The sequence below is a fragment of the Streptomyces sp. NPDC001348 genome, assembly GCF_053597535.1.
On sequence record NZ_JBSFIK010000070.1, the window covers coordinates 23,773 to 32,681 of the forward strand.

Here is an 8,909-nt window from a genome sequence, read left to right on the forward strand (position 1 = left end):
GGACAGTGCCTTCCGGCGTCGTGTAATCCGGAAGGGTGGCCGGGGCCGACGGGGGTGGTTCCGGCCGCCCTTCCGTCTCCTTGCGACGCGGAGGGCCGCTGCTTCCGGAAGACGCCCTTCCCGCGATCGGATACAGTCCGCGCGTGTCCGAGATACAGCAACCAAATGTCAACTCCGCACCGAACTCGCACTGTTCGAGCTGCGGAGCGCCGTACGGGGAGGACGTCTCCGGCTGGCCCCGCACCTGTCCCTCCTGCGGAACCGTCAGCTACCGCAATCCGCTGCCGGTCGCGGTCGCCCTCCAGCCCGTTTACGACACGAAGGGCACCGCCCTGGTCGTCATCACCCGGACCGTCACCCCCGCGCGCGGGGGGACGGCACTGCCGGGCGGCTTCATCGACGACCGCGAGGACTGGCGGCAGGCCGTCGTCCGCGAACTGAGGGAGGAGACGGGCATCGACGCGGCGGCCCGCGACGTCCGCCTGGCCGATGCCATGAGCTCGCCCGACGGACACCTGCTGCTCTTCGGGCTCCTGCCGGAACGCCCCGCCGAAGGGCTGCCGCAGTCCGGCCCGACGGACGAGACAGAGGGCTGGCACCTGCTGCGCAGGCCCGAGGAGCTCGCCTTCCCGCTGCACACGCTGGCCACGCGGGCATGGTTCGAGGGCCGCTACATCTGAGCCGGTCTCACCCGAGCCCACGTACGCGCACCGGGCAGGACGGCTCGCCCGCGCCGTCCTCCCGCTGCCGCGCCACCACCAGCCGCTCGCCCTGCCAACGGGCGACGTAGTGCTCGATCTCCGGCTCGTCCCAACCGTCACCCGCGTCCGGCACCACCAGACCGGCCCCGGTGCGTCCCCGCTCGGGCGCCCACACCTCAAGCTCCAGCCCGTCGTCGCCCTGCACGGGAAGCACCGCCCCCGCACGCGCGAACACCGGGATCCGCGACAGCGGGGCGTCGACCAGCACCCGCGCCGGTCCCTCGTACACCCGCTCCGTCGCGGTGTCGTACCAGCGCCCCCGCGGCAGCTGCACCGCACGCCGCTCCCCGCCCGGATCCAGTACCGGCGCCACCAGCAGGCAGTCACCCAGCAGGAAGGCGTCCTCGCAGTCCCGCAACGCGCGGTCCTCCGGCGCGCCCCACCACACGGGCCGCACATACGGCGCGCCCGTACGCCGGGCCAGGTGCGCCAGCGTCACGAAGTACGGCAGCAGACGCCGGCGTTCCAGAAGCGCCACGCGCGCGTGCTCGAGCACCTCGGCGCCGAACTCCCACGGCTCCCTGCGCCCGGCACGCAGACTCGCGTGCGTACGGAACAGCGGCAGGTACGCGCCGAGCTGGAACCACCGCAGATACAACTCGGGCGACGGACTCCCGTCGAACCCACCCACATCGGGCCCCGAATACGGCACCCCGCACAGACCGAGCCCCAGGACCAGTGACAAGGAGGCACGCAACCCCGGCCAGCCCGTGCCGACGTCACCGGACCACGAACCGCCGTAGCGCTGCATGCCGGCCCAGCCCGAGCGAGAGAAGACGAACGGCCGTTCCCGCGGTGCCAACTCGCGCAGTCCCTCGTAACCCGCTCTCGCCATGCACAGCCCGTACACGTTGTGCGCCTCCCGGTGATCCCCGCCACGACCCTCCAGGGAGTGCCGGGCCGAACGCGGCAGGGTCGACTCGCCGAACGCGTTGAACGACGTCGGCTCGTTCAAGTCGTGCCAGAACCCGGCGAAACCCTGCGCGAGGCGCTCCTCGTAGAGGCCGCCCCACCACTTGCGTACGCGTGCGTGCGTGAAGTCCGGATAGACCGACTCCCCGGCCCAGACCACACCTCGCACCGTCCGGCCGGAGGCGTCCCGCACGAAGGCGTCCACGGCCGCCCCGCTGTCGTACACCGCATTGCCCGGGGCCGCCTTCACCGCCGGGTCGACGATCGACACCAGCCGGATCCCGTCCCGACGCAGCTCCTCCGCCAGTACCGGCAGCTTGGGGAAACGCTCCTGGTCGACGGTGAAGACCTGATGCCCGTCGTAGTGATCTATGTCCAGGTGGACAGCGTCCAGCGGCAGACCACGCTCCTGGTAACCCGCGACGATCCGCCGCACCTCCTGCTCACTGCCGAAACCCCAGCGGGCATGGTGGTGGCCCAAGGCCCACGCCGGTGGCAGGGCGGGCGCCCCACTGAGCGAAGCCCAGGCGTGCAGCACGCGCGCGGGGGTGCCCACCATCACCCAGCAGCGCAACGGGCCGCCCTCCACCCGAAGCTCGCACCTTCCCGCACGATCGTGCCCGGAACCCGCACCCTCCGCGCCCTCGCGCAGGGTGACCGTCCCGTCCCAGGATGTGTCGTGGAACACCAGGTGCGTGGCCGCGTCCGACACCACCATCTGAACCGGCATGGTGATGTACAACGGATCGTCCCCGGGGGTGAAGGCACGGCCGGGATCGGTGTTCCACAGGCGATACGTCCCGTCCCGCAGCCGCGGCCCGGAAGCCCGCCCGCCGAGCCCGAAGAAGCGCGCGTCGGCCGCCACCTCGGACCGCTGCGTCCAACGCGCCGTGCCCCCGCCCACCGGCTCCCACCACCGCGGCGGAAGATCGCGGCGCAGCATGACCCCGCCGGGCGTGCACACCTCCACGGCGCCGTGCCTGGAGACGGAGACCGTCACACGCTCCGCCACCACCCGCCAGCCCCCGTCCTTGTCCGGCTCCAGAACGGCCCGGGGGTCCGGCTCCGGGAAGCGCCCGGCCAGCGCGTACGACGGCTCAGGCCCGGCTCCGTCCCAGCCCCAGAAGACAGCGCCGTTCACCGTCACCGTGATCCGCAGCTCGGACCGGCTGAAGCGGATGACACCTCCCCCGGGCCCGGGTTCCGCACCCCGCACCGGACCGGGCACCCGCGCACGCTCGGCCCCCCGTGGCCGCAGCCCCGCGGCGTCCGTGCGCCTCCTGCGCCACGCCGCCCGTACGGCACGCAGCCCCTGTGCCGCCCCCGTCGAGCTCACCACCTTCACCGAACGCACCAGGTCACGACCGTCCATGCTGCTCAGCCTGCCATTGACCGCCCCACGCGCGCGTGTCGTTCAACTTCCGTTCACCCGCGCCGAGGGCACATCTTCACGACGCGGCCCGTGTGCGGCCCGTGCGCGGGACACCCTGGTGTAGAAATCGATCACATGGCATCGTCCGTGTCAGCCGCGTACACGCAAAATCAAGCCCGTGCGCGACCGACGCCCACGAAGCGCACAGTCCGGGAGCCCCCATGTCGACCGCGAACCCCCAGCCGCTCTGGCAGCCGGCTCAGGAACGCATCGCCCGAGCCCGCATCACCCAGTTCCAGGACTGGGCGGCCGAGCACCACGGCGCCCCGTCCGAAGGCGGCTACCCCGCACTGCACCGCTGGTCCGTCGACCACCTCGACAGCTTCTGGAAGGCCGTCACGGAGTGGTTCGACGTACGGTTCTCCAAGCCCTACGCGCGCGTGCTCGGCGACCGCTCCATGCCCGGCGCACAGTGGTTCCCCGGGGCGACGCTGAACTACGCCGAACACGCCCTGTGCGCAGCCGAGGACCGCCCGGATCAACCCGCGCTCCTGTGCGTCGACGAAACCCACGAACCCCGCCCGGTGACCTGGGCCGAACTGCGCCGCCAGGTCGGCTCCCTCGCCACCGAGCTGCGCGCCCTCGGCGTACGCCCCGGCGACCGGGTCAGCGGTTACCTCCCCAACATCCCGCAGGCCGTCGTCGCCCTGCTCGCCACGGCCGCCGTGGGTGCCGTGTGGACCTCCTGCGCGCCCGACTTCGGCGCCCGCAGCGTCCTGGACCGCTTCCAGCAGGTCGAACCCGTGGTCCTGTTCACCGTCGACGGCTACCGCTACGGCGGCAAGGAGCACGACCGCCGCGAAACCGTCGCCGAGCTGCGCCGCGAACTGCCCACGGTGCGCGCCGTCGTCCACGTCCCCCTGCTCGGCACCGACACCCCCGAGGGAGCCCTGGACTGGTCGGCCCTGACGTCGGCCGAGACGGACCCCGTCTTCGAGCAGGTCCCGTTCGACCACCCCCTGTGGGTGCTCTACTCCTCCGGGACGACCGGTCTGCCCAAGGCCATCGTCCAGTCCCAGGGCGGCATCCTCGTCGAACACCTCAAGCAGCTCGGGCTGCACTGCGACCTCGGCCCCGGGGACCGTTTCTTCTGGTACACCTCGACCGGCTGGATGATGTGGAACTTCCTCGTCTCCGGCCTTCTCACCGGCACGACCGTCGTCCTGTACGACGGCAGCCCCGGCTACCCGGACACGGGCGCGCAGTGGCGGATCGCCGAAAGAACCGGAGCCACCCTGTACGGCACCTCGGCCGCGTACGTCATGGCCTGCCGCAAGGCCGGCGTGCACCCGTCCCGTACATTCGACCTCTCCCGGGTGCAGTGCGTGGCCACCACCGGCTCGCCCCTGCCGCCCGACGGCTTCCGCTGGCTGCACGACGAGGTCCGCGAGGATCTGTGGATCGCGTCGGTCAGCGGCGGTACGGACGTGTGCTCCTGTTTCGCGGGCGCAGTACCGACCCTCCCGGTGTACACCGGCGAACTCCAGGCGCCCTGCCTCGGCACCGACCTGCAGTCCTGGGACCCGGCCGGAAAACCCGTCGTCGACGAGGTGGGCGAACTCGTCGTCACCAACCCCATGCCCTCCATGCCGATCCGCTTCTGGAACGACCCCGACGGCAGCCGCTACCACGACAGCTACTTCGACACCTACCCCGGCGTCTGGCGCCACGGCGACTGGATCACCGTCACCGCGCGGGGCTCCGTCGTCATCCACGGCCGCTCCGACTCCACCCTCAACCGGCAGGGCGTCCGCATGGGCTCGGCCGACATCTACGAGGTCGTCGAACGCCTCCCCGAGATCAGGGAATCCCTCGTCATCGGCATCGAGCAGCCCGACGGCGGCTACTGGATGCCCCTGTTCGTGCACCTGGCGCCCGCGGCCGTCCTCGACGAAGCGCTCCACGACCGCATCAAGCGGACCATCCGCGAACAGCTCTCGCCGCGACACGTCCCCGACGAGATCATCGAGGTGCCCGGCGTTCCGCACACCCTCACCGGGAAGCGCATCGAGGTTCCGGTCAAACGCCTCCTCCAGGGCACCCCTCTCGACAAAGCGGTCAACCCGGGCTCCATCGACAACCTCGACCTCCTCGGCTTCTACGAGGAACTGGCCCGCAAGCGAACCTGATCCGCAAGGCGGTCCCCGTCCGCCGCCCCCGTGCGCAGCTCCGATTGTCAGTGCCGCCGATTACGGTGAGTGAGCATTGATCGACTGCGCACAGGGGGAAACATGGCGCACACCGACCACCGGACCACGCGACGCGACCTGCGCCGCGAAATCGCCGGCACCATCGGCCTGCTCACCGACGAGCACGACTTCAGCGCCATGCGGCGCTACCGCACCTTCACCTTCGACGACCACGCCACCTACCTCCAACAGGTGGAGAACGTCCTGCGGACCCGTGCGTCCCAGGGCAGCCACACCACAGTCGCCCTCTTCGATCCGGAGGAGTACGCCGAATTCTGCGCGGAGTGCGGTCTCGACCCGGACCAGTCGTCCAGCCGCGCCCGCTTCACGGCCGAACTCGCGGCCACCGGCCCGGCGATCCCCTACGAGGGACAGGCCCTCACCGACCTCGTACCAGCCCTCGTCGACGAGGCCGTCCGGCAGGCCACCTGGGCATACGCCGCCGGCCTGCTGGGCCGCCTCGGCCCCTGCCCGACCTGCGGCGAGGACATCGGCCGCGCGGCTTTCAACCGCGCCTGCGACCTCGTCGTCCGTATCCTCGACACCGCACCTCCCGGGGACCGGCATCTCGTCTGCAGCGTCTCCGGAACACCCGAGGCGCTCGTCTCCGTCCTCCACGCCGACGACGACAGCGAGGGCAGCCTCCACCTCGACGAGGCGGAGGCCCTGGAGTTCACCACCGTCCTCGCCGTCGGCCTCGCCACGCGCAGCCCCGGCGGCCTCGTCATGCGCACCAGCGCCCTCAGCACGCCGGACCGCATCTACGGCTGGCGTCTGCGCGGCGACGGCCTCGTGCCTCTCACGGCGGGAGAGGTCTTCGACGCGTACTGCACCGACATCGAGACAGGCGATCCCATCCCACCCGAGTCAGGTGTCGACTACTGCGTGGCTCCCGACCTCGGAGACGAGGACATCCCGGCCGAACACCGCCACTGAACGCACCAGGGGCGCTCCACCGCAGGCGGAGCGCCCCTGAGAGAAGCCGACGACGTGCCGGGCCCCGGCCTACTCGCCGGACAGCACCGCCTGGGCGGCACTGCGCGCGTCCGCGGCGCTGTCCGCGGCCCGCGCGGCCGCCGCCGCACGCTCGCACTGCGCCAGCGTGTACTTGACCAGCGTCGCCCGGACATAGGGAATCGACGCGGCACCCATGGACAGGGAGGTGACACCCAGACCCGTCAGCACACAGGCCAGCAGCGGGTCCGACGCGGCCTCACCGCACACGCCACAGCTCTTGCCCTCGGCCTTGGCCGCCTCCGCGGACAGCGCGACCAGGTCGAGCAGGGCGGGCTGCCACGGATCCTGCAGACGAGAGACCGCACCGACCTGACGGTCCGCGGCAAAGGTGTACTGCGCGAGATCATTGGTGCCCAGGGACAGGAACTCGACCTCCTGAAGGATGGAGCGTGCCCGCAGCGCGGCCGACGGGATCTCCACCATCGCGCCGAACTTCGCCCGCAGCCCGGCCTCACGGCACGCGTCCGCGAACGCCCTGGCGTCGGCACGGTCGGCCACCATCGGGGCCATGACCTCGAGGTAGACCGGCAGTCCCTCCGCGGCCTTGGCGAGCGCGGTCAGCTGTGTGCGCAGGACGTCGGGGTGATCCAGCAACGTCCGCAGGCCGCGCACGCCGAGCGCCGGGTTCGGCTCGTCCGCCGGCGTCAGGAAGTCGAGCGGCTTGTCGGCACCGGCATCCAGGACACGGACGACGACACGGCTCTCCGGGAACGCCTCGAGGACCTGCCGGTAGGCCTGCGTCTGCTTCTCCTCGGACGGCGCGTTCTTGCTGTCGTCGAGGAACAGGAACTCGGTGCGGAAGAGACCCACACCCTCCGCCCCCGCCTCGACGGCGGCCGGAACGTCCGACGGACCGCCCACGTTGGCCAGCAGCGGCACCTTGTGGCCGTCAGCGGTGGCTCCCGGCCCGGTCGAGGCGGCCAGCGCGGCCTTGCGCTGCGCCGCGGCGGCCTCGAGCTGTGCCTTCTTCTCCTCGCTGGGGTTCACGAAGATGTCGCCGGTGCTTCCGTCGACCGCGATCAGCGTTCCCTCGGCGAGTTCACCCGCGCCCGGCAGCGCCACCACGGCCGGGACGCCGAGCGCCCGTGCCAGGATCGCGCTGTGGCTGGTCGGACCGCCCTCCTCGGTCACGAACCCGAGCACCAGCGCCGGGTCCAGGAGCGCGGTGTCGGCCGGCGCGAGGTCGCGGGCGACCAGTACGTACGGCTCGTCGCTGTCCGGGACACCCGGCATGGGCACCCCCAGCAGACGGGCGACGATACGATTCCGCACATCGTCCAGGTCGGCGACGCGCCCGGCGAGGTACTCACCCGCACCGGCCAGCAACTCGCGGTACGCGGCGAACGCGTCGTACACGGCACGCTCGGCCGTGCTGCCGACCGCGATGCGCCGTTCCACATCCGCCATCAGCTCGGGGTCCTGGGCCATCATGGCCTGTGCCTCGAGCACCGCCTGGGCCTCACCCCCCGCCAGGTTGCCGCGCGCCATCAGGTCGGCGGCGACGGCCTCCACGGCCTGGCGTGCGCGCCCCTGTTCGCGCTCCGTCTCTTCCGCCGCAATCTGCTTGGCAGGCGGCTCGAGCACCGCCGTACCCATGTGCCGAACCTCGCCGATCGCTACCCCGTGGCTGACGCCGACGCCTCGCAGCGTTGTCTCCATTGCACCGTCTCCGATAGTGCGGCGGGTCCCACCGCCGCGATGGTTGTCCTGTTCGCCGTCTCTACGACGGCATCGGCGTCACTTCCAGAGGAAGAGACTGTCGCCGGCCTTCACGTCGCCGTCGTCACGGAGGTCGGAGAGGGAGTCGGCCGTGGCCTCCAGCGCCACGACCGGGCACACCGCGGATTTGCCGGCGGCCTCGACGGCTGCGGGGTTCCAGCGCACGACGGCCTGCCCGCGCGTCACCGTGTCCCCCTTGTTGACGAGCAGTTCGAAGCCTTCGCCGTTGAGCTGCACCGTGTCGATGCCGAGGTGGGTGAGTACGCCGTGGCCCTGCTCGTCGACGACCACGAAGGCATGCGGGTGCAGGGAGACGACGACCCCGTCGACGGGGGAGACGGCCTCGGAAGGCTCCCGAACGGGGTCGATCGCAGTGCCCGGGCCGACCATGGCCCCGGAGAAGACCGGATCCGGCACAGCGGCCAGTCCGATGGCACGTCCGGCAAGAGGGGACGTCACGGTGGTCATTGGGAAGCCTCCCAGGGGTGGAGAAGAGATGGGCCGTCACTGCCTGTCCCGGACGGCGCACTGGCAGCAGGGTATGACATGGGAAGTGACGGTTCCGTATGGAAGTTACTGGCTAGAGGTCTAGACCACAAGCCCAGGGGATTTGCACCGCCTCCGCGGCTCCGTGTACAGTCGTAACCCTGCTCGAGACCGGGTGACGCAACCAAGCGTCCTTGCTCGGCAGCACCCAACTTGTCAGATCCTATCTCGGGGTCACTTCTGCGTGTCCGCAGGAGGGTGGTCAGAGAGACGGAAAAACACTGATAGAGTTGGAAACACCGAAGGGAAGCGCCCGGAGGAAAGCCGCGAGACAGAGTCTCGGGTGAGTACAAAGGAAGCGACCGTTCCTTGAGAACTCAACAGCGTGCCAAA

At 70.9% G+C, this 8,909-nt stretch carries 6 protein-coding genes; 3 read left to right on the forward strand and 3 right to left on the reverse strand.

Annotated elements, in window-relative coordinates:
* The first annotated feature begins 143 nt into the window (after nt 1-143).
* On the forward strand, nt 144-680 hold the full coding sequence (locus ACWC21_RS40090) for an NUDIX domain-containing protein (RefSeq protein ID WP_450889605.1): 537 nt from the start codon (nt 144-146) through the stop codon (nt 678-680).
* Between the two features lie 7 nt (nt 681-687).
* Here ACWC21_RS40090 and ACWC21_RS40095 read toward each other — a convergent pair whose 3' ends face one another.
* On the reverse strand, nt 688-3,045 hold the full coding sequence (locus ACWC21_RS40095; RefSeq protein ID WP_450889607.1) for a glycoside hydrolase family 31 protein: 2,358 nt from the start codon (nt 3,043-3,045) through the stop codon (nt 688-690).
* Nucleotides 3,046-3,266: 221 nt separating this feature from the next.
* On the opposite strand from ACWC21_RS40095, the gene ACWC21_RS40100 reads away from it, so the two are divergent.
* Both ACWC21_RS40100 and ACWC21_RS40105 read left to right on the forward strand, forming a co-directional pair.
* The gene (locus ACWC21_RS40100) at nt 3,267-5,234 is read left to right on the forward strand and encodes an acetoacetate--CoA ligase (RefSeq protein WP_450889609.1); all 1,968 of its coding nucleotides are present in this window, start codon (nt 3,267-3,269) and stop codon (nt 5,232-5,234) included.
* A 102-nt stretch (nt 5,235-5,336) separates the two neighbouring features.
* Nucleotides 5,337-6,230, forward strand: a complete 894-nt coding sequence (locus ACWC21_RS40105; protein ID WP_450889611.1) for a hypothetical protein — start codon at nt 5,337-5,339, stop codon at nt 6,228-6,230.
* 69 nt (nt 6,231-6,299) lie between these two features.
* Here the strand turns inward: ACWC21_RS40105 and ptsP are convergent, their stop codons facing one another.
* On the reverse strand, nt 6,300-7,970 hold the full coding sequence (gene ptsP / locus ACWC21_RS40110; protein ID WP_450889613.1) for a phosphoenolpyruvate--protein phosphotransferase: 1,671 nt from the start codon (nt 7,968-7,970) through the stop codon (nt 6,300-6,302).
* A 78-nt stretch (nt 7,971-8,048) separates the two neighbouring features.
* Nucleotides 8,049-8,498 carry a PTS sugar transporter subunit IIA gene (locus ACWC21_RS40115; protein WP_450889615.1) on the reverse strand — a complete coding sequence of 150 codons (450 nt, stop codon included), beginning with the start codon at nt 8,496-8,498 and terminating at the stop codon, nt 8,049-8,051.
* Between the last annotated feature and the right edge of the window lie 411 nt (nt 8,499-8,909).

Coding starts and splice junctions, on each gene's coding strand:
- ACWC21_RS40095 (WP_450889607.1), bottom strand. CDS start 3,045: ATGGACGGTCGTGACCTGGTGCGTTCGGTGAAGGTGGTGAGCTCGACG.
- ACWC21_RS40100 (WP_450889609.1), top strand. CDS start 3,267: ATGTCGACCGCGAACCCCCAGCCGCTCTGGCAGCCGGCTCAGGAACGC.
- ACWC21_RS40105 (WP_450889611.1), top strand. CDS start 5,337: ATGGCGCACACCGACCACCGGACCACGCGACGCGACCTGCGCCGCGAA.
- ptsP (WP_450889613.1), bottom strand. CDS start 7,970: ATGGAGACAACGCTGCGAGGCGTCGGCGTCAGCCACGGGGTAGCGATC.
- ACWC21_RS40115 (WP_450889615.1), bottom strand. CDS start 8,498: ATGACCACCGTGACGTCCCCTCTTGCCGGACGTGCCATCGGACTGGCC.